We start from the raw sequence: 21,762 nt of genomic DNA on the forward strand, positions 1-21,762 counted from the left end.
ATGACCCCGTTGGGCTTCGAGCTCACGGCCTGCAGGGCCGCCGGCAGGTTGGGGGCGGCGAAGTTGCCGGCCGTCACGAGCGCCACGAGATGTGCGCCGGCCGAGTGGCCGGCCACGATGACCCGGTTCGGGTCGACGCCCAGCGTTCCCGCGTAGGCCCGCACCCACCTGATGGCCTTGTCGACGTCCTGCGGGAGCGTCCTCGGGTGCCACGAGGTGTTGAAGGTGCCGTCGGCGTTGTAGCCGGCGGCGACCGTGTAGCGGACGCTGACCACGGCGAACCCGAGGTCGGTGAGCGCCTTGGCGCCGCCGAAGACGTTGAGGTCGTCCTCGTTGGTGCCGAGCCAGCCGCCGCCGTTCACCGCGATCAGCACGGGTGGCGGGGTCGCCGACAGTCTCCCGGATGGTACGCGCTGCCGGCCACGTGGGTTCCCTGGCGCTGGATGAGCGCCGTCGGGAGATGACGGTCACCTACGTTGGTGCGATGGCGGTCAGCAGAACCCGCAAGGCCAAGGCCGCCCGCAAGCGCAAGCGCCGCATGGATCGCGTCGACCACGACCTCAGCGCTGCGCAGTGGACCGCGCTCAAAGCCGCATGGGGTGGTTGCGCGTACTGCGGCGAGAAGGACAAGCCGCTCCAGCGCGACTGCGTGCTGGCGCTCTCCCGTGGCGGGCGGTACACGCTGGACAACATCGTGCCGGCCTGCCGCTCGTGCAACACGAGCAAGTGCAACGACGAGGTCACCGGTTGGCTGCGGCGCAAGCGGTTCGACGAGCGCACCTTCCTCCTGCGCCACCTCGAGATCAACACGACGCTCGCGCTGCAGTTCGAAACCGAGACGCCGGACACGATCGCCCCCTGACTGCTCGAACCAGGAGCGTCTCCGCAGCCGGACTCGCTGCGCATCGTCGGGCGACCGAGTTGCTCAAGGACCAGGCCGACCCATCGCCGCTTCGCGGCCCCGGAGGTTGGTGACGGTCTGACGACAAACTCTCCCGGGTAGGCGCCACCGTGCCGACCACACCGACCCGCCGTGCTGAGGGGGGCGGAGTGGCGGTCTAGAGCCCTCGGAGTCTGGTGCTCTCGAGGGGTGTGCGCAGGGAGGTGTTGCCGGCGTCCCAGCAGGCGAGGAGGTGTTCGGTCAGCTCATGCTCGACGTGCATCAGTGCGGCCGCTCCGAAGACCAGGTCGGGAGCGTCGGCGGGGTACTGCTCGACGAAGCCGTCCACGAGGCGTTCCATCGCGAGGCGGGCGTGGAGGCCGTCAGCGGCGACATGGACGTCGAAGAACCGGGCCGCCGCGGTTGCGTCCTCGCCGTCGAGCACTCTCCGGATGGCGGCGGCGTAGCGGGCCATGGGCTCGACGGAGGTCATCTCGAACACGGCGAGATGCCCGATGCAGGCTCCGACGAGCCGGCGGGTCCGTCCCAGCCGGTTCAGCAAGGTGTTCGTGGCCAGGGTCACTGCGGGAAGTCGCTCGATGTCGGCGCCGTCGTCGGGATCGATGCCGAGGGCTCGCATCGTCTGGGCGAACAGCACCGAGTGCGCTTCGGTGGGCTCGTGGCCGCCGTACTCGTCCATCTGCAACTCGAGGAGCGCCGTCTTGGCCTTCCCTGCCGCCAGGCGAGGGATGGCGAAGCTGTGGGGATCGGCTTCCTGTAGCTGGTAGGCCGATCGGTGCACCGCGAACTCCTGGAGGTGGACCAGGGTGCCTCGCGAGTCCAGCCAGTCCGACAGCGATGGCCCCTCGGCACCGTCGATCAAAGCCAGCAGCGCATCGGGCACCGCCGCGGGCGCGCAGACGGGGACCATGAGGAGATCTCGCAGCCGCTGCTCCATGGCCTGCTCGAGCCGCTCCCGGAGCACGAGCAACGACGGTTGGTCCTCCCAAGCCGGGTCGACACCGACGATGGGCCGGTAGCTGATCTGCTGGAGCAGGAACAACGCCAGCTGCTCGTCTTCGACATCGCTCGGATCGTCGACCGGCAGAGTGCTTCCCTCATCCGGAGGGCGACCCAGCGTCCTGATCACGTGCTCGCTGAGCGGTCCCCGAGGCAAAGGCATCTCCACGGCGCGTGCCTACCCAGCCCTCGCGCCCACCAACGACGCGATGAGGGCAGATGCCGCCGGTCATGACGGAATGGATCATTCGCTACCGGTCTGATGATGCGGGGCGTGGACCGGCTTGGACTCGGGCGAGCCGCGCTGGCGCAGGAAGATGCTGAGCACGACGAGGACGCCGACGGCGAGGAACTCGGACTGCCAGTTCTGCAACGACTCGAACCAGAACTGGGACCTGAACAGGTAGCCGACGGTGGACACGGGGGTTCCCCCGTGCTCGAGCTGCTCGGCGTTGAACGCCCGGGCGCCGGTGACGAGGTGCCCGAGGAACGCAAGTAGGAACAGGCCGAGCAGGGCGATGCCGAGCGAGCGCTCGTAGACCTGGAGCACGAGACCACCGCGACGGACCGGCCAGGGACTCTCGGCGTCGTCACTGTGCTCGCTCGGATCCTCGCCGAAGCTCCCGTCGCCCTCCGGCGGCCTGGACTCGGCCGAACCCTTCTGCACGAGCCAGGCGGTGAGCAGCACGTACACGCCCATCTGCAAGAACTCGGACTCCCAGTTCTCGAAGGTCGCCTCCCCGAACTCCGCACGCGTGAGGTAGTCGGCCACGCTCACAGTCGGCTGCCCATGAGAGCGTTGCTCGTCGTTGTAGGTCCGATGACCAGCCCACACCTGCCCACCGAGCCAGATCACCAGGAACATCCCCAACGTCACGATCGACAAGCTGTGTTCCCTGACGACACGCCGCATGGCAGTCATCGTCGCGGCTTCTGGCCGTCTGCCATGGGAGGTGATTACCCGGGCCTGGTCCTCCGAGCCCGGCCGGTTGGACCGGGACTCCCGAGGGAAGGCCACTGGCGTCGACCGTGAACTTCGCGGTCCGACCCATCCAGGAGGTTCTCTCGATGGGACTCGTCGTGCTACTCGTGATCGGGCTCGTCGCCGGTGCGATCGCCCGCTTCCTGGTTCCCGGCCGCGACAACCTCGGTCTGATCGGAACCCTGCTGCTGGGGATCATCGGCTCGTTCGTCGGCGGAATGCTCGCCGTGGCCCTGACCGACCGCACCATGGACGACTTCGGAGGCTCGGGACTCTTCGGTTCGATCATCGGTGCGGTCGTCGCACTCGTCGCCTATCGCTTGATGCAGCCCCGAGGCCGGCTCACAGGTCGCCCCGGCACCCGAATCTGAGCAGCCGGGTCGGACGACGCCGATCAGTCGTGTTGGCCGGGGAGCACGTCGCGTTCGGATTTGTGCCACACGGGGGAGTCGCCTGCGGTTTCGACGTTGAACCCGTAGTCGTAGACGAGGGTGCCGCCGAAGGTCGCTCCCACCGACACCAGCAACGCGATCACCACCGAGAGGGCCACGATGCCCACGGGCGTGTAGGCGTGGGTGTTGTAGCCGTTCAGTCGCCATCCGATGTCGGCCAGCGCGAGCACGGTGACGGTGGTCATGATCGTGGCGTGGCTGTTGATCGTGCGGCGCGCCTGCGTGCCGGCCTCGGACGACTTCCACGCATCCCACAGTCCTGTCAGCGCGGCCAGCACCGATACCGCGGCGCCGCCGATGAAGACGTAGGTGCCGGCGTGCCAGAAATCCCGAGCCCATGCGTTGTCGTCGCCGCCGACGATCGAGATCACGTCGAACGTCGCGGCGAGCACGTAAGCGGCGATGGGGAAGTCGGTGAGCGGTGGGTGCAGCGGCTTGCCCGACCAACCCCGCAGCCCGTTGAACCTGCGACCCCGGAACGTGAGCGACGGCCGCACCGAGAAGCGCCTCACCGTCCGCTCCCTGCGCCGCCGATGACGACGAGTTTCATGATGGAGCCTTTCATCCGTGTGCCAGAAGCAGTGTCGGATCTCCTGACGAGCTTCGCGTAGGCCGCAAGCACGTGCGGGTGATGACCGGAGCGCGTGCTCGACACGGCTTCGGCGCGGGCAAACTGTGGCCGGAGGCAGTGACCCGTGACCACCTTGTACAGGTATTCCTTCGACAAGCGGCTGGTCCCCTTCTGGGGTGTCTTCGGCGTCCGTCCATCGAGAGACGGGGTCACCCTCACCGACGACGGTGGCCTGCGGGCGACGTTCGGCCTCTTCAAGCTCGAGACCCCGCTCGGGAACGTCGACGGTGCCCACATCACCCGGAACTACCGCTGGTGGACGGCGGCTGGCGCCCGGGGCTCGATGAAGGACGACGGCCTGACGTTCGGCACGAACGCGAACGCGGGCGTCTGCATCCACTTCCGCGAGAAGGTGCCGTCGCCGCTGAGTCGCAAGGGCCACTCCGCGCTGACGGTGACGGTCGAGGACCTCGAAGGGCTGACGGAGACGCTCACCCACCGGTGACGCCGAGCGGCGGCTCGGCTAGCAGGTCGCTAGCAGGTCGCTAGCAGCACCTTCGTACGGTCACCCGGTCACCACCGGGACCCGCCATTCGTGGTGGGCAATCGACGTCACAGGAGAATCACCATGCATCGAAGCATGCGAGCGATGGTCGGGGCTGGTGTCCTGGCTGTTGCTGCGGTCGTCCTCCCCCTCGGAGGAACGGCCCTCGCCGCAACGGGAGGCACGGCCCCCGCCACGACGGAGGACTCCGCCACCACGGCAGCGACGTGGCGGAAGCGGGGTCCCTTCACGACCTATGCCGCATGCGATCGGGTGCGGAGCCAGATGGTGAGCCTGGGCTATGCCACACAGCCTTGCTTCCACCTGACCTGCGGCACCGCCCCCAACTGCGTCGACGGCTGGTACTACAGGATCTGGCAGTAGCGGAGCACCGGTCGGCCGTCGTCGTCGCCGCCGGGCAGACCTCGCTCTGCACGGCGCGGCGGCCGACCGTTCGTCTGGCTACAGCAACTGTTCGACGGTGCAGGTCATCGGGCGTTGGTTGTTTCGCTGCGGAGCTGCCGGAGCTCCACACCAACAATCGTAAAGCACGATTGCTGTACCAAGAACTATGTATTGCTTCGCTTGACCTCGGCGGGCATCCTCGGTGCGATGGCAACCGACGCTGACCTCGCCATCGACCTGCTGGAGGGAGCGGCCAACCGTGACGCAGCCCTCGTCGGGGAGCTGACCGGCCTCATCAACGACGTCTACGCCATTGCCGAGCGCGGCCTCTGGCGTGACGGGGCCACGCGAACGACGACGACCGAGCTTGCCGAGGTCATCGCCGCCGGACAGATCGCCGTCGCCACTCAAGAAGGGCACATCGTCGGCAGCGTCCACGTCCACCAGGTCGCCGATGACGTCGGCGGGTTCGGGATGCTGGTCGCCGCCCCCGACCACCGCGGGAGCGGCATCGGCCGGGCCCTCGTGGAGTTCGCCGAGCAGCACAGCCGCGAGCACGGACTGCACGCGATGCGGCTCGAGCTCCTCGTCCCGCGCGGTTGGCGGCACCCGACCAAGGAGTTCCTCACGTCGTGGTACGGCCGGATCGGCTACCGGCTCGTCCGCACCGGCACCATCGACGATGCTCATCCGCACCTGGGGCCGCTCCTCGCCACGCCGTGCGACCTTCAGGTCCACGAGAAGCCACTCGACGCACACGACAGTGACGCCGCTGGGAGGCGCAGGTGAGGGCGGTCGTCTACGACCGGTATGGAGGCCCGGACGTGCTGCGGGTCGACGACGTCCCGATGCCGGCTCCGGGCCCGGGGCAGGTGAGGGTCCGGGTGGCCGCGACGTCGGTCAATCTCAGCGACTGGGAGTGCCTGCGCGGCTCGCCGCTGTATGCCCGAATGGGTGGGCTGCGCTCGCCGGCGCGCCCGACGCTCGGTTCTGACATCGCCGGGTGGGTCGACGCCGCCGGCGAGGGCGTCACCCGCTTCCGACCAGGTGACGAGGTCTATGGCGACAACCTCGCCCTCAAGGGCGGCTTCGCCGAGTACACGGTCGCGGCCGAATCGGCCCTCACCTTCAAGCCCGCCGAGCTGAGCTTCGCCCAGGCATCCACGATCCCCCAGGCGGGAGCCATCGCTCTGCAAGGAACCGACGGCGCCGCGGCCGGGAGGCGGTTGCTGGTCAACGGGGGCGGCGGCGGTTCGGGCGCGTTCGCCGTACAGCTCGCCAAGCGACTCGGCGCCCACGTGACGGGCGTCGACAACGCCGGCAAGCTCGATTTCATGCGGTCCCTCGGCGCCGACGAGGTCATCGACTACCGCAGCGAAGACTTCTCCCGCCGCACCCCGCCCTACGACCTCATCCTCGACCTCGTCGCCTACCGGTCCGTGTTCGCCTACCGCCGAGCTCTCGCCCCCGGCGGTCGGTACCGCTGCGCCGGCGGTTCCGTGCGCGCGCTGCTCCGCATCCTGACGGTCGGCTGGGCCGCCGGCCGGCTCACCGGTCGACGGATCGGGGTCCTCGTCGTCAAGGAAGGACCGGCCCATTTCGAGGCGCTGACCCACCTCTGCGTCGCGGGTGACGTCAGCATCCGCATCGACCGCACGTTCGGGCTCGACGAAGTTCCCGAGGCTCTCGCCCACGTCGGCGAAGGCCGCGCCCTCGGCAAGGTCGTGGTCACCGTGGACTGAGCGGCAGCTGGGGACGGCGAGACGTGCGGAAGTGCTCCGGAGGGTGGTTGCGGGCCCGGATCATCGGGCAGCCTTGGGGCATGGCCTTCAAGCTCTGGCACGTGCCGGTTCGGCTCGCAACCGGCGCCTTCATCCTCAACTCGGGACTCTCCAAGCGCAACGCGGACAAGGAGACCGCCGAGCAGCTGCACGGCTTCGCGAGCACGGCCTACCCGCAGTTCCAGGAGACGCCGCCCGAGCAGTTCGCCAAGATGCTCTCGACGGGCGAGATCGTCGTCGGCGCTGCCCTGCTCACCCCGTTCGTCCCTACGGGCATAGCCGGCGCCGCTCTCACCGGCTTCGCGGGCATGCTCGGCCGCCTCTACTGGCGGACCCCGGGCATGCACGAGGAGGGCAGCGTCCGCCCCACGCAGCAGGGCACCGCGGTCGCCAAGGACGTGTGGATGCTCGCCATCGGCTCCGCCCTGGTCCTCGACGCTCTCACCGACCGCCTCCCCGGAAAGAAGACGTCGTCAGGCTGACGTCGTCATCGTCGTCCGCGAGCAGTGACCGCGGACGACGGGTCGCGGGTTCATCGGCCGAAAGGTGGAACGACCCGCCAGGCACATCGGTCCTTCGGACCGGGAGACACCCCACGTGCGACCGATGTGCCCGACGGTGTCGTGGGTGAACGTGAAGGGATGCCGAAACGTGTCCCCGAGGACGATCCGCGCCGGACGCCGGTGCCGCCACTGCGTGCGCGGCGCTTGTCGAGCGCGATCGGCGCCGTGGTCGACGCCGGCGACCTCGACGAAGCCGGGCACGACGGCCCGTCGCAGCTCCGTCAGCTCGTCATCGACCACCACGTCGTGTTCATCCGGGGGTTCGGCCGGGACGAGGGGCGCTTCAGGGAGGTGGCGACGAGCTTCGGCACCGTGACGGTGCACCCGCTGCAGCGGTTCACCGGACGCGAGCAGCCGATATCGGTGATCGAGGACACCCCGGCCCATCCGCCGGCGGAGTTCCCCTGGCACACCGACCTGAGCTGGCTCGAGGTTCCCCCGCGGTTCGGGATCCTGCAGGCCCTGGAGGTACCACCCAGCGGAGGCGACACGTTGTGGGCCAGCCTGCCGGCGGCCTACGAGGCGCTGTCGCCCGCCCTCCAGGCGCTCTGCTCGACCCTCACCGGCTGGCACGGCGTCGACGCCTCGCTACGTCGCACCGTGGTCGACCGGCATGGCGCAGAGCTGGCCAGCCGGTTCGAGGAGGCCCACCCTCCGGTCCGCCATCCCCTCGTCCGCGCCCATCCCGACACGGCTGCGCCCTGCCTGTTCGTCTGCCCGATGTACCTCGAGCGGATCCCCGAGCTGCACCCGGACGAATCCGACGTCCTGCTGTCCCACCTCCACGACGTGGCGGTGGATCCCGACTGCTCACTGCGGTGGCACTGGTCCGAGGGTGACGTCGCCATCTGGGACGAGTCGTGCACGCTGCATCGGGCGTTGGGGGACCACCACCCGTCGGTGCGGAGGATGCGTCGATGCACCACCGACGGCGAGCGGCCCCGGCCGGCCCACAGCATCTCGGACGAGGGAGGCGGGCGATGAGCGCCGACGTCGGTGCCGACCTGAAACTGCTACGGAGTCGATCGAGCTGGGTCGCCCTTCACCGTCCGCCTTCCCGCCTGGGACCGAAGCGGCCGTCGCCCGGTTGGACCAGGCCCGATTCGTAGGCGGCGATGACGGCCTGCACACGGCTGCGCAGGCCGAGCTTCGTCAGGACGCTGCTCACGTGGGACTTCACCGTGGCCTCGCTGAGGTGCAGCTCGGCGGCCAGCTCGGTGTTGGACCACCCGGCGGCGAGGCCCACGAGGACCTCGCGCTCGCGGTCGGTGAGGCCGGCCCGGGCGACGTTCTCGGCCATGGCGCTCGGGCGGGACCGGCCGGCGGCGCCGTCGAGCTCGACGTAGCGCTCGATGACCCGCCGGGTGACCGCCGGGGCCAGGAGGCTCTCGTGGCGGGCGACGGTGTGGATGGCCGCGATCAGCGGGTCGGGGCCGACGTCTTTGAGCAGGAAGCCGCTGGCCCCGGCCCGCAGGGCGTCGAACAGGTACTCGTCGTCGTCGAAGGTCGTGAGCACCAGCACCCGGGGCGGGGCGTCGGACGACGCGACGATCCGTCGGGTCGCCTCGAGGCCGTCGAGCAGCGGCATGCGGACGTCCATCAACACCACGTCGGGTCGGGCGCTGGCCGCTGTCTCGACCGCCTCGAGGCCGTCGGCCGCCTCGGCCACGACCGCCAGGTCGGGCTCGTTGTCGAGGATCTGGCGTAGCCCGACCCGGATCATGGCCTGGTCGTCGGCCACCAAGACCCGGATCGTCGCCGCCCCCTCCGCGCTCACGGCCGGCCGTTCTGGTGGCAGGGCAGGGAGGCCCGCACCGACCAGCCGCCCAGGTCGCTGCGGGCGATGTCGAGCCGCCCGCCGCAGGCCGCGGCCCGCTCGGCCATCCCCCGCAGCCCGTGGCCGGAGGCGCTGAGGGACGGGGCCTTGCCGCTGCGGCCGTCGTCGTCGACCGCGACCACCAGGTGGCCCGCCTCCTCCGCCACGCGGACCACCGCCCGTCGAGCCTCGGCGTGGCGCAGGGCGTTGGTCACGCCCTCCTGGGCGATGCGCACCGCGGCCAGCTCGACCTGGGGGCCGAGCGCCGGGAGCGGGTCGGGCAGCGCGATCTCGACGTCGAGCCCGACGGGGGCCAGCCGCTCCACGATTCCCTGCAGGTCGGCCAGCGTGGGCTGGGGCGCCAGCTCGACACCACCAACGCCGTGGGGCGCCAGCTCGACACCACCAACGCCGTCCGCCTCCCGCAGCACCTGCACGGCGTGGCGCATGCCGGTGAGCGCCTCCTTGCCGGCGTCCGCGATCCAACGCACCGCCTCGACCGCCACCTCGGGCCGGCCGGGGGCGAGCCGCTCGGCCGCCTGGGCCCGGATCACGATGGCGCTCACGTGGTGGGCGACCACGTCGTGCAGTTCGCGGGCGATGCGGGTGCGCTCCTCGACCACCACCTTCTGCGACTCGACCGCTCGCAACCGCCGCTGCTCACGCACGAGCGCACCCAGGAACGTGGTGCCCACCACCACGAACAGCGCGAACAGCACCCGCGACCAGCCGAAGCCGGGAGCCAGCGTCAGGCCGTCGAGGTCGCCGAACAGCAACCCCGTGCCGGCCAGGCACACGGCGCCCGCCACCAGCGGGCTGATGGCACCCGACTGCGCGACCAGGTAGGCGACGGCGAGGATGGGCAGCAGGTGGAACTCGGTGGCATGGGCGACCTCGCCTCCACCGCCACCGGGTGGACCCAGGTCGTACAGCGGCAGGCTCAGCCCCACCACGTAGAGCGGCACCGCGAGGAGCAGGGCCACCGGCGGCACCGTGCGCCGGAGCGCGAGCACCGCCGCCGTCGCCCACATCGCCACCTGGTTCTGGCCCAACGGCAGCGCGAGGCTGCGTCCGTCGCCCACCGGGGGCAGCTGCACGGCGAGCGTGGCAGCCGTCCAGCCCACGACGACCAGGACGCCCACCATGAGGTCCTGACCGCGGTCGGGGAGGCGGCGCCACCACGCTTCGAGCTGGCCGGGCATCGGCTCACGGTAACCAGCCGGGCGGTCGCGGTTCATCGGCCGAAAGGTGGAACGACCCGCCAGGCACATCGGTCCTTCGGACCAGGGGAAACGCCACATGCGACCGATGTGCCCCTGACCAGGCCTTTCGTACGTTCGCTCCATGGCGAGCACCCTCTCCCACCGCCGCCGGCGGCCGGCGCAGACACTGCAAGCCGGCCCCCGACACCGACACCGTCGGGGCGGAGGCCGTCGGCAGGCCTTCCTGTTCAGCGGGCTGGTCGGCGCCGCCCTCCTGGCCATCGCCGGGGTCACCACCATGACCCCGGCGGTGACCGACGCCGTCCGCGGCCCCCAGGCCGAGATCGTCCCACCGACCGGCGACCTCCCTCCGATCGCGGCCGCCGCCTACGTGGTGGTCGACGGCGACACGGGCGTGCCCCTGGCCTCCCTCAACGCCGACCAGCCCCGCCCGGTGGCCAGCTTGACCAAGCTCATGACCGCCCGGCTGGTCCTCGACACCGGGCGACTCGACCACACCGCCACCGTCCCGCCGCTGCAGATCACCGGTGGCCAGTCGCAGGCCGGTCTCGAGCCCGGCGATCACGTGTCGCGGGGCGAGCTGCTGCAGGCGATGCTGGTCGCCAGTGCCAACGACGCGGCCCGCACCCTGGCTGTCGACGTGGCCGGCGACGAGCGCCGCTTCGTCGACAGGATGAACGCCGAGGCGGCCGCGGCGGGCCTCGACACCACCCGCTACACCAACCCCGACGGCCTCGACGACCCAGCCCAGCACTCGTCGGCCGCCGACGTCGCCCACCTCGCCCGCGACCTCATGCAGGACGCCACCTTCCGCCACATCGTCGCCGCCGGGAGCACCACGCTCAACGGCTCAGAGCTGCCCACCACCAACGACCTGCTGGGTGCCTACCGGGGCGCCAACGGCATCAAGACCGGCCACACCGCCGAAGCCGGCTGGTGCCTCGCCGCCTCCGCCACCCGCGACGGCCGCAGCATCGTGGTCGTCGTCCTCGGCGCCCCCACCGAACAAGCCCGCGACGACGCCGCCCGCACCCTCCTCGACCTCGGCTTCACAGGACGCTCATGACTCCTCCGGCTGGGTGAGGTCCATGCGGAGGCGCGTCAGCTCGGACCGCTTGATCCGCCACCGACCCCCGGCCCTCTCGTAGGTCTCGTGGTAGTGGCCGTAGCCGTGCAGCTCCATCCCGTTGGGCCAACGGAGCATGTCCTCCATGGCCCACACCCCGGTGGCCGTCGTCGGCGAGGTCAGCTCGATCTCCGGCATGTGGCAGTGATGGACGGTGACCACCTCGGCCAGGGTCTCCGTCAGGAACGCCATGAAGTCGTCGGCGCCGACGATCGCGCCGCCGCCCGACCCGGTGGTGTCCATCTCGACGTCGTCGGTGAACACGTCCCGCATCGCGACCCAGTCCTTGGTATCCATCGTCCGGCAGTAGCGGCTCTTGAGCTGCTTGATCGCCTCGATGTCGTCCACGGCCATCCCCCAGATCTAGCAGTCGCACCGGGGTTGCGGACGTCCGGGAGGGATCAGGGTGTTCCTGTGCGCTGCCGGCCGAGGGCGCCCAGCTTGCTCGGGTCGTAGGCGAGCCCGGCCTGGGGAGCGATGCGGAGGAACACCAGCTCGCCGCCGGGGTCCTCGTCGCCCTGGGGTGGCCCCGACCGGGCCAGGACCTCGGCGCTGCCGGTCGCCAGGTCGGCCACCAGCTGGTCGTTCTCGAGCAGTCCGACCGGCACGATGTAGTAGCCGTCGTACCCGTCGGCCCGGGGATCGCTGCGCTCGACCCAGGGGATGCCGGCCCGCTCGAGCAACACCGGGAGCCCGAGGTCCTTGTCGTTGAGCATCCACTCGGTGTTGGCGACGACCAGCTCCTCCCGGCCGGCGTGCTCCTCGATGGCCGGCGCCAGCCGCAGCAGAGCGGCCGAAGCCTCCGGTGCCGGTTGCCGGCCGACCGTGCCCCGCCCAACGGCCAAGCCGACCGGCAGCGCCACCAGGGCGACCATCACGCCACCGACCAACGCGGCTCGGGTGCGGGTAGCGCTCACCCCCGTCTGCGCCGGGGCGCCGTCGAGCCATGGCAGCCGGTGCGACGCCAGGGCGGCGACCGCCCAGGCGGCGGTGATCCACAGCAGCATCACCACCGCCACCGCCCACCGGAACGGCCACACGACCGGCGCTCCCTTGGCGCTGGCCAGATCGCTGACCAGCGCCACCACGCCGGTGGCGGCGAGCACGGCGGCAGCGCTGGTGCGCCGGAGGTACGACGGCGGCACGGGCACCCGGCGGACCAGCGTCACCGCGGCGACCAGCGCCACCGGGACCCAGAGCAGCTGCAGGGGATCTCCCGTGCCGAGCAGCGGCGAGCCGAACACCACGGGGATCCGGAAGTGACCGATCCACAGCCCGAACGGGTCGAGCAGCCACGCCGTGCTGTCGACGAGGCGATCGGCCCCCATCCTGCCTTCGGTCAGCGGCCCCATGCCCGCCCCGAGGTCGTCACCCGCCGCCCAGCGCAGCAACAGCCCCAGGTTGCCGGTCCGGTTGACCTGGTCGAGCAGCGGCGGCAGCCAGGCCGCGACGATCACCGCGGCGGTCGGGAGTAGGGGGCGCCAGCGCGTCCACGCCGAGGTTCGTGCCGGCGCGGCGGCCTCGTCGGCGTCGTCGGCGTCGTCGACCGGCCCGACGTCGACCACGACCTGGGCCTCACGCCGCCGGCGGTGCCACCGGAGCGCGCCGGCCACCACCCCCACCAGCAGGACCGGTTGGAGCACCCCGACGTGGGCCTGGACGATGAACGAACCGACGCCGACCACCACCGGGATGGGCCAACGCGACCGGCCCACCGCGATCTCGAGGCACAGCACCAGGTAGAGCGCGAACGGCACGATGAGGATGGTCGGGTTCCACGGGTCGCTGAGCTGGTCGACCCCGAGCCCGCGCTGCAGCACGGCCAGCCCGAGCAGCGCGATCAGCGCCTGGATGCGCCGATAGCGGACGACCACCAGGGCGTAGCCGGCAGCGGCCGCCAGGTTCAGGCACGAGGCGGCGAAGAGCAGGCCGCGGTCATCGGGCACCAGGCGGTAGGGGAGGGCCAGCAGGTAGAAGGGCCAGGGTCCCGGGTGCCGCCAGCCGTAGCGCGACCACGCCCCCAGCAGCGGAGTGTCGGCCGTGCCGACGTCGCGCACCTGCAGCTCGATGAGCGCCCAGTCGGCGGTCGGGGCCCACGGGTTGCGCAGCGCCGATATGGCCGCGGCGATCGCCGGGACGAGCACCAGCGCGGCGGCGACGAGCACGAGCGGATCGCGCCGCCGCCTCCACCCGGCGGCGGTCCCGGCATCGGTCTCGATCGCGTCCGCGTCGGCCCGTGACGCGTCGTTCCCGCCCGCTCGGAGCTCGGTGGTGGTGCCCACGCGGCGCATGCTTGCGACGCAGGTTCCCGGGAAGCTCCGGTCCACCTCCGGATTACCTCCGGGTGTGCCAGGCTGGTCGGCATGGTGGTGAGGGGGCAGCACGACCAGTTGGGTGGCGTCGCGTACCGGCCCGACGTCCTCGTCGTCGACGACGAGGCCGCGATCGTCGACCTCGTGGCCCTGACCCTGCGGGGAGCCGGCTTCGCGGTGCGCACCGCGGCGACCGGCCGGCAAGCCATGGCCCTCGTCGCCGAGTCCGAGCCCGAGTTGATCGTGCTCGACGTGATGCTGCCCGACATCGACGGCTTCGCCATCCAGTCGACGCTGGCGCAGCGGGGCGTGACGACGCCGGTGCTGTTCCTCTCGGCGCGCGATGCGGTGCGCGACAAGGTGCGCGGCCTCACGCTCGGTGCCTACGACTACATGACCAAGCCCTTCAGCCCGGACGAGCTCGTGGCCCGGACCCGCTCGGTGCTGCGCCGCTCCGAGGCCGACACCCGGGTCGACGACGGCCGCCTGACGTTCGCCAACCTGGTGCTCGACGAGAACACCCACGAGGCCTGGCGGGGCGACCGGGCACTCCAGCTGACCCCCACCGAGTTCCGCCTGCTGCGTTGCCTGCTGATCAACGAGCGTCGGGTGCTCTCGAAGGCCCAACTGCTCGACAACGTCTGGCACTACGACTACGACGGCAACGGTCATGTGGTCGAGAACTTCATCTCCTACCTGCGCAAGCAGGTCGATGCCGAGGGGCCGCCGTTGATCCACACCGTCAGGGGTGTGGGCTACTGCCTGCGCCTCCCGTCGGCCGGCCCGCCGGCCGCATGACCCGGCTCGCACCGCCCTCGCTGCGCAACCGCATCAGCCTGGTGCTGGTCGTGTCGGTGACGGTGGTGCTGGCCGGCGCCAACGTCATCGTCTTCACCCTGGCCGTCCGCTTCCTCGACCGGCGCATCGACACCCAGCTCGACCGGCAGACCGAGTTCATCGAGGGCTTCCTCGTCCCCTACAGCCGGTCGCCACAGGCACCCGAGAGGCAGCGCGTGGTCGCCGACGACGAGCCCTCGGCCGGCCTCTACATGGCGGTCGTCGACCCGGGCGGGAACCTGGCCTTCGGGCTCTTCATCGCCACCGGCAGCGATTCGGCGCCGCCACCGATCCCGACCGTGCTGCCCGATGCGCCCCTCGAGACGATCGACGACGACACCACCGCCCGCGTCGACGGGCACGCCGAGCCCTTCCGGATGCGGGCGACCGGCCTCGACGACGGCACCGTGATCGTCAGCGCGGTCCAGACCACCACCACCCGGAGCGACCTGCGGCTGCTGATGCTCGCCCTGGCCGCCACCAGCGTCGCCATCCTCGCCCTGGTGGCGCTGCTGAGCCGCCGGCTCGTGGGGATGGGGCTGCGGCCGCTGGCCCGCATGGAGGCCGCCGCCCAGCGGATCGCCGACGGCGACCTCGGCCAACGGGTGGCGCCGTCGGGGCCCGAGACCGAGATCAGCCGCCTGGGAGCGTCGCTCAACCGAATGCTCGTCGAGATCGAGGACGCCTTCACCGAGCGGCAGGAATCGGAGCAGCGGCTGCGGGCGTCGCAGGCCACGCTGCGCCGGTTCGCCGCCGACGCCTCCCACGAGCTGCGCACGCCGCTGACCTCGATCCAGGGCTACGCCCAGCTGCTGCGGCGGGGGCGCATCACCGACGACGCCGAGGCGATCCGGGCCGCGGCCCGCATCGAGGACGAGGGGGCCCGACTGGCCGCGCTCGTCGACGACCTGCTGCTGCTGGCCCAGCTCGACGAGCACGCCGCGCCGGTGCACCAACCCCTCGACGTGCGCGACATCGTGGCCTCGGCGGTCGACGACCGCCGGATCATCGAGCCCGACCGCGACATCGACTACCGGGCGGAGACCCCGGCGATGGTCGAAGGCGACGCCCACCAACTCGCCCGGGTGATCACCAACCTGCTGGCCAACGCCTGCCAGCACACCCCGCCGGGGACACCGGTCGAGGTGGTCGTCGGGCAGGGCGACGACGAGGTGACGGTCGACCTCGTCGACCACGGCGAAGGGATCGCCCCCGAGGCCCGGGCGCATCTGTTCGACCGGTTCTTCCGGGCCGACAGCTCGCGGGCCCGGGCGACCGGCGGTGCCGGCCTGGGCCTGGCCATCGTGGCCAGCATCGCCGAGGCCCACGACGGCCGCTGCACCGTGCTCGACACCCCGGGCGGCGGCGCCACGTTCCGGTTCGCGCTCCCGACCCCCGACCGGCATGAGCCCCCGCCCCCGGCTCCCGAGCCGCGCGAGGCGGCGGACCCGGCCGGCGCGCGACCCGCGGCGGCGGTCGAGGAGGCGCGGCGATGAGCGGAGGGGAGCTGTCGACGGACGGCGGGGGCGGCCTGAGGTCGCTCAGCGAACGCGTCGGTAGCGGTTGACCAGAACCCCGGTGTCGGCGGTCAGGGTCGACGTCAGCTCGAAGGGGCGGGCCTCGCCATCCTCGGTGAAGATCGTCTTGCCGCCGCCGAGCACGATGGGCTCGACCACGAGGAACAACTCGTCGACCAGGTCGGCGGCCAGCAGGGCCCGGGCGACCTCGGTGCTCCCGGAGACGGACAGATGGCCATCGCCGGGCTGGTCACGGAGCTTGGCCACCTCGTCGAGCAGGTCGGCGTTGCGGATCAGCGTCGCCGGGCCCCAGGTCAGGTCGTCGTCGGTGAGCGTGTCGGACACGACGTACTTGTGCATCTTGCTCAGCAGGCTGGAGAACGGATCGTCGTCGTCGGTCAGCTCCGGCCACGCCGCCGCCGAGATCTGGTAGGTCCGTCGGCCTTGCAGCGTGGCGTCGGTCTGCTGGACCTCCTCCATGAGAGCGGTCCCCATGACCTCGGGATCGAAGTAGGGCATGGACCAGCCGCCGTGCCGGAACCCGCCCGACGTGTCCTCGTCGGCACCACCCGGGGCCTGCACCACACCGTCGAGACTGATGAACTCGCTGATGACTACTCGCACGGACCGGATGGTAGGAACCGGGATCCGCTAGGTCTTGTAAAGAAGCGACAGCGGCTGGTCCGGCGTGTCTCGTCGCAGCTGGGTGGGGGTCCGGCCGATGTAGTGGCTGAGCGATCGGCCGAGGTGGGCCTGGTCGTAGTAGCCGAGCTCCGCGATGACGTCGTCGAACGAGCGGCCCTCCTGGATCAGCACCGCAGCGTTGCGCGCGCGGTCGATCTGCCGTGCGGTGCTCCTGGTCAGCCCGGTGGCCGCGGCGAAGCGGCGCTGCTCCGTGCGCGGGGACAGGTCGGTCGAGGCGCCGCGGTGCAGGTCGGTGACCAGCCGGTCCTGCACCAGCAGGCCCTCCCGGACCAGGGCCGCGACGAACGCCTCGGCGTTGTCGTAGCTGGGTAGGTCCCACGTCGAGCCGGCCAGTTGGAAACGGCGCCCGGTCGCGTCGGGGAGGTCCGCGACGCCGTCGACCTGACGGCTCGCCGGTAGCTGCGGCAGGACGCTGCCGAGCTCGAAGTTGATGCCGAACGAAACCGTGGCGTCGGGTACCGGCGCGGCGTACGCCCGGGACTCGGGGCCGACCACGGAGACGTGCATCGCCCCGTCGGCCTCCCAGAACACCAGGTCCCAACGGGCGTAGGCGACCGCCGTCATCGCCTCGACGGTCTGCTCTCCCGTGGCGCGCCACACCCGGGTGATGTACGGCGACTCCGACGGCCGGTGCTCGACGTCCAGGCCCATGGCCGGCTCCTCTCGGTCGGCAGCAGTCTGGCACCGCGCTTCCTCCCGACACGCAACGGGGACCCCTCTGGTCGGGCTCCCGGCGTCGCTATGGAACCGAGGGCAGGCGTCCCTCGGCCTCGGCTTCGGGGAGGTAGCGGCGCTCGACGATGAGGTAGGCGCCCAGCGGGATGACGGCGGCCGCGATGGCGACGACGGTCCGCTTGAGCGACCAGCCCAGGTCCTCCCGCAGGTACATCACGGCCGCCAGGTAGACGAGGAAGATCACCCCGTGGATCGGGCCGATGACGGCGGTGGCCTCCTCGACGTCGAAGGCCCGCTTGGCGACCGTGGCGGCGATCAGCACCACCCAGGTGACGGCCTCGGCGAGGGCGATCAGGCGGAATCGAGCGATCATCGGGGGCCTTTCACGTCGGCTTGGCGGTGACCATCAGCCAGGTGATGACCACCAGCTCGTCGAGCAGAGCCGGCGGTGGCGCTCCGGCGGCCGAGAGCGTAGGGGTGCCCGGCGCCCCGTCGCGCATCGCCACCCGCGGGCCGCCCCGGCGTCAGGGGGCGTGCGGGGCCTCCCCGGCCGGGACGTCGAGGCGCCGGCCGTGGAGCTGCTCGTAGAAGGGCCGGTGATGGGCGGCGAAGCGCGCCAGCTCGGGGGAGGTCTCGACGGTGTGCGCATAGGTCCGCTCGCGCGGCTCGAAGCCCGAGCTGGTACTGACCTCGGTGTGCCAGCGGGCGCTGCGCCGCCACTCCGGTCGTTCCCCGGGCGCCCACCGGAGCGCCCCGGCGACGAAGGGCAGCTCGACGGCGGCACAGTAGGCGGCCAGCGTCGCGGCGGGTCGGGCCACGAGGTCGTCGGAGTCGACCACGACCGGGCGGTGGCCTCCGGCGTCCTCGACGGCGGTGTGCAGCTCGTGGAGGTACTCGAGCCCGATCGCGTTGATGCTCATGTCGGGATAGAGGTCGTAGTACGACGCGGCGATCTCCTCGGGCCGACGGATCAGGAAGGCGTGCCGGGCCTCGGCGAGGAAGCGCCGGTCGGCGAGGACCTCCCGGTGCCGGAAGTCGGTCGTGTCCTTCAGGAACACGACGCCCCCCGGCATACCGTCCCGCAGCCACGCGAGCAGTGACGTGGCGGAGTCGAACGTCCGGCCTTCGACGTCGGTCTCGCCGTGGTTCAGCAGGTTGCAGAACGGTTCGTGGAGAGCGACGAGATCGCCGCGCTCGACCATCGAGCGGAAGAACGCCGTCGAGCGGGCCCGAGGAGCGCTCCACAGGGCGAACACGGCCATCAACGCAACCTACCGAAGGGGGAGGGGAGGTCTTGGGTGTGGGCCCAGGTGGTGAGGTCGTGGTGTTGGATGGCGGCGGCCATGAGGTCGGGGAAGAGGTCGGGGGTGCAGGCGAAGGCGGGGACGCCGAGCTGGTGGAGGGCGGCGGCGTTGTCGTGGTCGTAGACCGGCGCGCCCTGGTCGCTCAGCGCCAGTAGAGCGACCATCTGGACGCCTGACTCGACCAGCGCCGAGGATCGCCGGAGCAGTTCGTCCCGGACCCCGCCTTCGTAGAGGTCGCTGATGAGCACGAGGATGGTGTCGGCGGGCCGGCTGACCAGGGTCTCGCAGTAGCCGAGGGCGCCGGCGATGTCGGTGCCGCCGCCGAGTTGCACGCCGAACAGGATGTCGACGGGGTCGTCGATCTGGTCGGTGAGGTCGACCACGGCGGTGTCGAAGACGACGATCCGGGTCCGGAGCGCTCGCAGCGAGGCGAGGACGGCGGCGAACACGCTGGCGTACACGACGGAGCTGGCCATGGATCCGCTCTGGTCGATGCAGAGCACGACCTCGCGTTGCACCTGCTGGGTGCGGCGTGACCGTCCGACCAGCCGTTCGGGGATGACCGTGCGGTACTCGGGTTGGTAGCGGGTGAGGTTGGCGGCGATGGTGCGGTTCCAGTCGATGTCGGCCGGTCGCGGCCGCCGGGTGCGGCTGGCCCGGTCGAGGGCGCCGGTGACGGCTTGGCGGGTGGCGCCGGCGATCCGCTTCTCGAGGTCGCGGACGACCTGGCGCACGACGGTCCTGGCGGTCTCGCGGGAGTGCTCGGGGATGGCCCGGCCGAGGCCCAGCAGCGTGCCGACGAGCGCGACGTCGGGCTGGACGGTGGCCAGCATCTCGGGCTCGAGCAGCAGCTGGCGCAGTCCGAGGCGGTCCATCGCGTCGTGCTGGAGCACCTTGACGACGCTGGTGGGGAAGTAGGTGCGGATGTCGCCCAGCCAGCGTGCCACCCGGGGTGAGCTGGCCCCGAGGCCGCCTCGGCGGTCGGTGTCGTAGAGCTGGGCGAGGACCTCGTCGCGGCGCAGGTCCTCGCCGGCGAGCTGGGTGCCGGTGCCGTCGGCGTCCTCGCCGCCGAGGGCGAGCCGCCAGCGCCGCAGGCGCTCGGCGTCGCCGGGGTGGCCGGGGTCGTCGGGGTGGCCGGGGTCGCTCACGGGCTGGTCCCCAGGATCTGGCGGAGGACGGGGAGGGCTCGGCGGGCCCGGTCGTCGTCGAGCCGGGGATCGTCCGACCGGCCCGGCCTCCCGGCTCCCGTCCCGCCGGCGTCCGGCCCCGCGTCGAGGCGGCGGGCCTTCTCGCCGATGAGGCGGCGTTCGGGTGCGCTGAAGGCCGAGAACGTGCGCCGGACCAGCGGGAGCAGGTCGTCGAAGAGGACGCCCGGCACGTCCGCCAGCCAGTCGTCGACCACGGCGAGCAGCTCGTCGTCGTGCAGGAGGAGGGCGGCGTCGCCGGACAGGAAGCTGTCGAGCCAGGCGGCGCTGTCGAGGGCGTCGGCGCCGATCGACAGGTGAAGCGACAGGCGCCGGTTGGCGTCGGCGGCGGTGATGCGCCCGCCGTCGAGCAGCAGGCGGGTGGCCCGGCCGCCCACGGTGCCGTGGATCCCGCCCTGGTCGGTGACGCCGGTGAGGGCGGTGTACCACCGCGACCGCAGTTCGGGGTCGTCGACCAGGGCGAGACCCCGGTGGACGCCGTCGACCAGCCCGCGCATGGCGGTGGCGGCGTCGTCGTCGAGGCCGTTGCACGCCCCGCCCAGGCCGATCGCGACGCGGACGGCGATGCCGTGGAGCACGCCGGCGACGAGCTCGGTGTCGACCCGGCGGACGTTGCCGTAGCGGGTGATGCGGGCCAGGGGCTCGACCGCGGCCATGAGCCGTTGGGTGTCGTGCTGGCGGGCGGCCCGGGCGGCGAGGGCGTCCATCGCCGCGGTGAGCCCGGCGGGGAGGTCGGCCAGCAGTGCCGCCTCCAGCAACTCGGTGAGGGCCGCGATGTCGGCCTCGGCGACCTGTTCGGACACGGTCGCCGCGGCGGCCTCGGCGATCGTCGTGCCCCGGCCGGAGGCGTCGACCAGGCGGAGGGCCAGCTCGGGCTGCCATTGCAGCCACCAGGTCTCCTTGAAGGTCCCCCGGGTGCGGCCGCTGTCGACGGTCTCGCCCCACGGCACGTCGATCAGGCGGAGCCGGTGGAGGAGGTGGCTGCGGGCCCGGTGGGTCTCGCTGCGCAGGTCGAGCGTGACGACCTGCTCGGCGGCCGTGGCCTTGAGCCGCAGCCGCTTCTGCTGGCGTTCGAGGTCGCGGGCCAGCGGCACCATCGGCGTCTCGTCGGGGACCGCTCCCAGGGCCTCGCCCACGAACAGCTTCTCGCCGACGATGGCGAGCGGCACCGGCGACCCGGCGCAGAGGACCGCCTCGGTGGCGTCGGTCAGCTCGGACACGCCGGCCAGCGGCCGCTCGCGCAGGGCGGCGAGGGCCTCGGCGAGGCGCACCGCCTCGATGACCGACGCCGACGAGGTCGGCAGCTGCTCGTCGCGCAGCAGCCGGGCCGTGCGGGTCAGCCAGCGGGCCGACACCTCGTCGGGGGCGGTGAAGAGGTGCTCGTACCAGCCGGGGGAGGCCACGCCGGCGCCGTAGCCGCTGCGGTACGAGAGACGGCCGTTGGTCCACGGCACCCAGGTGGCCGCCACCTTGACCTTGGGGAGGCCCTTGAGCAGGTCGGTGTCGTGCTTGGTGGTGGGGAAGGCCGCGGGGTGCAGCGCGGGTGCGTGCCAGGCGCCGCACACGAAGGCGACGGTGCCGCCGGCGCCGACGCGCTTGGTCGTGGCCCGGAGGGTGCGGCGCATCGCCGCCTCCCGCCGGTCGTTCGACCGGGTGTGACGGGCGGCCACGGCGGGGTCGTGGCGCAGCTCGGCCATGGCGTCGGCGACGGCGACGAACCGGCCGAGGCCGCCGCGGCGGTGCTCCACGGCGTCCTCCCACCAGCGTTCGGGGTCGTCGAACCCGGCGGCTGCGGCCAGGACCGAGATCGGGTCGACCCCCGGGTCACCCGGCTCGGCCGCCGC

25 protein-coding genes are annotated in these 21,762 nt (G+C 71.8%); 10 read left to right on the top strand and 15 right to left on the bottom strand.

Translation table 11 applies throughout. The annotated features are described in order from the left end of the window. Nucleotides 1–374, bottom strand: a 374-nt coding sequence (locus tag VK611_05365; GenBank protein HMG40734.1) for an alpha/beta hydrolase, incomplete at its 3' end; no start/stop codon positions are given. A gap of 29 nt (nt 375–403) precedes the next feature. Between VK611_05365 and VK611_05370 the strand changes: the two genes are divergently transcribed. Then, on the top strand, nt 404–862 hold the full coding sequence (locus tag VK611_05370; GenBank protein ID HMG40735.1) for an HNH endonuclease: 459 nt from the start codon (nt 404–406) through the stop codon (nt 860–862). Nucleotides 863–1,058: 196 nt separating this feature from the next. Here VK611_05370 and VK611_05375 read toward each other — a convergent pair whose 3' ends face one another. Both VK611_05375 and VK611_05380 read right to left on the bottom strand, forming a co-directional pair. After that, nucleotides 1,059–2,057: an iron-containing redox enzyme family protein gene (locus VK611_05375; GenBank protein HMG40736.1), complete on the bottom strand. Its 999-nt coding sequence runs from the start codon at nt 2,055–2,057 to the stop codon at nt 1,059–1,061. Nucleotides 2,058–2,144: 87 nt separating this feature from the next. Beyond that, nucleotides 2,145–2,822, bottom strand: coding sequence for a DUF6766 family protein (locus VK611_05380; GenBank protein ID HMG40737.1), 678 nt, complete (start codon nt 2,820–2,822; stop codon nt 2,145–2,147). Nucleotides 2,823–2,968: 146 nt separating this feature from the next. Between VK611_05380 and VK611_05385 the strand changes: the two genes are divergently transcribed. Further along, on the top strand, nt 2,969–3,253 hold the full coding sequence (locus tag VK611_05385; protein ID HMG40738.1) for a GlsB/YeaQ/YmgE family stress response membrane protein: 285 nt from the start codon (nt 2,969–2,971) through the stop codon (nt 3,251–3,253). A 23-nt stretch (nt 3,254–3,276) separates the two neighbouring features. Here VK611_05385 and VK611_05390 read toward each other — a convergent pair whose 3' ends face one another. Continuing rightward, a complete protein-coding gene (locus tag VK611_05390; GenBank protein HMG40739.1) occupies nt 3,277–3,846 on the bottom strand; it encodes a DUF2231 domain-containing protein in 570 nt (189 codons plus the stop codon). 183 nt (nt 3,847–4,029) lie between these two features. Here VK611_05390 and VK611_05395 point away from each other — a divergent pair, with 183 nt between their 5' ends. The 5 genes from VK611_05395 (at nt 4,030) to VK611_05415 (ending at nt 8,182) form a co-directional block, all read left to right on the top strand. Then, nucleotides 4,030–4,410, top strand: coding sequence for a hypothetical protein (locus tag VK611_05395; protein HMG40740.1), 381 nt, complete (start codon nt 4,030–4,032; stop codon nt 4,408–4,410). Nucleotides 4,411–5,061: 651 nt separating this feature from the next. Beyond that, complete coding sequence (locus tag VK611_05400) at nt 5,062–5,643, top strand: GNAT family N-acetyltransferase (GenBank protein HMG40741.1); 582 nt, start codon at nt 5,062–5,064, stop codon at nt 5,641–5,643. Beyond that, entirely contained in the window at nt 5,640–6,596 is a 957-nt protein-coding gene (locus VK611_05405; protein HMG40742.1) for an NAD(P)-dependent alcohol dehydrogenase, read from the top strand. The genes VK611_05400 and VK611_05405 overlap by 4 nt, the downstream gene beginning before the upstream one ends. 80 nt (nt 6,597–6,676) lie before the next feature. Beyond that, a complete protein-coding gene (locus tag VK611_05410; protein HMG40743.1) occupies nt 6,677–7,117 on the top strand; it encodes a hypothetical protein in 441 nt (146 codons plus the stop codon). A 159-nt stretch (nt 7,118–7,276) separates the two neighbouring features. Further along, entirely contained in the window at nt 7,277–8,182 is a 906-nt protein-coding gene (locus VK611_05415) for a TauD/TfdA family dioxygenase (protein HMG40744.1), read from the top strand. A gap of 58 nt (nt 8,183–8,240) precedes the next feature. On the opposite strand, the gene VK611_05420 is transcribed toward VK611_05415, so the two are convergent. Beyond that, nucleotides 8,241–8,975, bottom strand: a complete 735-nt coding sequence (locus VK611_05420) for a response regulator transcription factor (GenBank protein HMG40745.1) — start codon at nt 8,973–8,975, stop codon at nt 8,241–8,243. Then, a complete protein-coding gene (locus VK611_05425) occupies nt 8,972–10,216 on the bottom strand; it encodes a sensor histidine kinase (protein ID HMG40746.1) in 1,245 nt (414 codons plus the stop codon). Before VK611_05425 ends, VK611_05420 begins: the two co-directional genes overlap by 4 nt. A 142-nt stretch (nt 10,217–10,358) precedes the next feature. Between VK611_05425 and VK611_05430 the strand changes: the two genes are divergently transcribed. Further along, the gene (locus VK611_05430) at nt 10,359–11,303 is read left to right on the top strand and encodes a D-alanyl-D-alanine carboxypeptidase family protein (protein HMG40747.1); all 945 of its coding nucleotides are present in this window, start codon (nt 10,359–10,361) and stop codon (nt 11,301–11,303) included. On the opposite strand, the gene VK611_05435 is transcribed toward VK611_05430, so the two are convergent. Beyond that, nucleotides 11,298–11,717: a nuclear transport factor 2 family protein gene (locus tag VK611_05435; GenBank protein HMG40748.1), complete on the bottom strand. Its 420-nt coding sequence runs from the start codon at nt 11,715–11,717 to the stop codon at nt 11,298–11,300. The two genes, VK611_05430 and VK611_05435, sit on opposite strands and share 6 nt — an antisense overlap. Before the next feature lie 47 nt (nt 11,718–11,764). Continuing rightward, nucleotides 11,765–13,645: a hypothetical protein gene (locus tag VK611_05440; protein ID HMG40749.1), complete on the bottom strand. Its 1,881-nt coding sequence runs from the start codon at nt 13,643–13,645 to the stop codon at nt 11,765–11,767. Nucleotides 13,646–13,726: 81 nt separating this feature from the next. Here VK611_05440 and VK611_05445 point away from each other — a divergent pair, with 81 nt between their 5' ends. Continuing rightward, nucleotides 13,727–14,473 (top strand): response regulator transcription factor, encoded by a 747-nt coding sequence (locus tag VK611_05445; protein ID HMG40750.1) that lies wholly within the window; start codon nt 13,727–13,729, stop codon nt 14,471–14,473. Continuing rightward, nucleotides 14,470–16,008, top strand: coding sequence for a HAMP domain-containing sensor histidine kinase (locus tag VK611_05450; GenBank protein HMG40751.1), 1,539 nt, complete (start codon nt 14,470–14,472; stop codon nt 16,006–16,008). Before VK611_05445 ends, VK611_05450 begins: the two co-directional genes overlap by 4 nt. Before the next feature lie 45 nt (nt 16,009–16,053). On the opposite strand, the gene VK611_05455 is transcribed toward VK611_05450, so the two are convergent. The 7 genes from VK611_05455 to VK611_05485 all read right to left on the bottom strand — a co-directional run. Then, a complete protein-coding gene (locus VK611_05455) occupies nt 16,054–16,653 on the bottom strand; it encodes a dihydrofolate reductase family protein (GenBank protein HMG40752.1) in 600 nt (199 codons plus the stop codon). A gap of 27 nt (nt 16,654–16,680) precedes the next feature. After that, nucleotides 16,681–17,385 (bottom strand): AraC family transcriptional regulator, encoded by a 705-nt coding sequence (locus tag VK611_05460; protein HMG40753.1) that lies wholly within the window; start codon nt 17,383–17,385, stop codon nt 16,681–16,683. Between the two features lie 88 nt (nt 17,386–17,473). Further along, nucleotides 17,474–17,782 carry a DUF3817 domain-containing protein gene (locus VK611_05465; GenBank protein HMG40754.1) on the bottom strand — a complete coding sequence of 103 codons (309 nt, stop codon included), beginning with the start codon at nt 17,780–17,782 and terminating at the stop codon, nt 17,474–17,476. A gap of 10 nt (nt 17,783–17,792) precedes the next feature. Then, on the bottom strand, nt 17,793–17,915 hold the full coding sequence (locus tag VK611_05470) for a hypothetical protein (protein HMG40755.1): 123 nt from the start codon (nt 17,913–17,915) through the stop codon (nt 17,793–17,795). An 18-nt stretch (nt 17,916–17,933) separates the two neighbouring features. Continuing rightward, complete coding sequence (locus tag VK611_05475; GenBank protein ID HMG40756.1) at nt 17,934–18,671, bottom strand: hypothetical protein; 738 nt, start codon at nt 18,669–18,671, stop codon at nt 17,934–17,936. After that, the gene (locus tag VK611_05480; GenBank protein ID HMG40757.1) at nt 18,671–19,861 is read right to left on the bottom strand and encodes a VWA domain-containing protein; all 1,191 of its coding nucleotides are present in this window, start codon (nt 19,859–19,861) and stop codon (nt 18,671–18,673) included. The genes VK611_05475 and VK611_05480 overlap by 1 nt, the downstream gene beginning before the upstream one ends. Next, nucleotides 19,858–21,762 (bottom strand): DUF5682 family protein (locus tag VK611_05485; GenBank protein ID HMG40758.1); only part of this gene is annotated, 1,905 nt, incomplete at its 5' end. The genes VK611_05485 and VK611_05480, both read right to left, overlap by 4 nt.

Source organism: Acidimicrobiales bacterium (assembly GCA_035316325.1).
Taxonomy (GTDB): Bacteria; Actinomycetota; Acidimicrobiia; order Acidimicrobiales; family VFJN01; genus DASXTK01.

What these genes read in the sequence shown, in the direction of transcription:
- VK611_05370 (HMG40735.1), top strand. Translation starts at nt 404, where the DNA reads ATGGTACGCGCTGCCGGCCACGTGGGTTCCCTGGCGCTGGATGAGCGC.
- VK611_05380 (HMG40737.1), bottom strand. Translation starts at nt 2,822, where the DNA reads ATGACTGCCATGCGGCGTGTCGTCAGGGAACACAGCTTGTCGATCGTG.
- VK611_05385 (HMG40738.1), top strand. Translation starts at nt 2,969, where the DNA reads ATGGGACTCGTCGTGCTACTCGTGATCGGGCTCGTCGCCGGTGCGATC.
- VK611_05400 (HMG40741.1), top strand. Translation starts at nt 5,062, where the DNA reads ATGGCAACCGACGCTGACCTCGCCATCGACCTGCTGGAGGGAGCGGCC.
- VK611_05410 (HMG40743.1), top strand. Translation starts at nt 6,677, where the DNA reads ATGGCCTTCAAGCTCTGGCACGTGCCGGTTCGGCTCGCAACCGGCGCC.
- VK611_05415 (HMG40744.1), top strand. Translation starts at nt 7,277, where the DNA reads ATGCCGAAACGTGTCCCCGAGGACGATCCGCGCCGGACGCCGGTGCCG.
- VK611_05425 (HMG40746.1), bottom strand. Translation starts at nt 10,216, where the DNA reads ATGCCCGGCCAGCTCGAAGCGTGGTGGCGCCGCCTCCCCGACCGCGGT.
- VK611_05430 (HMG40747.1), top strand. Translation starts at nt 10,359, where the DNA reads ATGGCGAGCACCCTCTCCCACCGCCGCCGGCGGCCGGCGCAGACACTG.
- VK611_05435 (HMG40748.1), bottom strand. Translation starts at nt 11,717, where the DNA reads ATGGCCGTGGACGACATCGAGGCGATCAAGCAGCTCAAGAGCCGCTAC.
- VK611_05445 (HMG40750.1), top strand. Translation starts at nt 13,727, where the DNA reads ATGGTGGTGAGGGGGCAGCACGACCAGTTGGGTGGCGTCGCGTACCGG.
- VK611_05450 (HMG40751.1), top strand. Translation starts at nt 14,470, where the DNA reads ATGACCCGGCTCGCACCGCCCTCGCTGCGCAACCGCATCAGCCTGGTG.
- VK611_05460 (HMG40753.1), bottom strand. Translation starts at nt 17,385, where the DNA reads ATGGGCCTGGACGTCGAGCACCGGCCGTCGGAGTCGCCGTACATCACC.
- VK611_05465 (HMG40754.1), bottom strand. Translation starts at nt 17,782, where the DNA reads ATGATCGCTCGATTCCGCCTGATCGCCCTCGCCGAGGCCGTCACCTGG.
- VK611_05475 (HMG40756.1), bottom strand. Translation starts at nt 18,671, where the DNA reads ATGGCCGTGTTCGCCCTGTGGAGCGCTCCTCGGGCCCGCTCGACGGCG.